The sequence below is a fragment of the Paenibacillus sp. 01T422 genome (assembly GCF_056398785.1).
The window spans coordinates 1-393 of sequence record NZ_JBFTQB010001706.1; the positions used below are offsets into that span (position 1 = coordinate 1).

The following is a 393-nucleotide window of genomic DNA, read 5'->3' on the forward strand; positions in this document are numbered from 1 at the left end:
GCTTATGAGCGGACAACACGGCCGCGGGGGACGAAGGAGTATTACGGAAACAAGCTTTCTGGGAAAAATGTGCTGGTCGGGGCTTTGAGCAAGAAGCTTCAGTTGGATGCAGCTTTGGAGCATGGTTTTTACCACACTCCTTTGCGGAATATTACGGATCATAAAGTACTGACTCGACTAGAGTATGTTGCACTGTATCAGTCAATTCGTCTATTTGGTTCGGATGATGCGGGTATCTCTTGGTATGGAAGAGTGAGAGATTGGAAGGTTGTTCCACGCTCTGCGATAACAGAGATTCCTTCTAGTAGGGGAGCTACGGACGAGCTTTATGTGAAGTTTGAAGTGGAAGAATGGGTGAAAAAGAAGAAGGCGATTATTCCCGCTGGGCATGGG

1 pseudogene is annotated in these 393 nt (G+C 47.6%); it reads left to right on the forward strand.

The window, feature by feature from the left end:
• Positions 1-393 (forward strand): annotated as a pseudogene (locus AC1DUA_RS40865) (hypothetical protein); the annotation flags it as partial.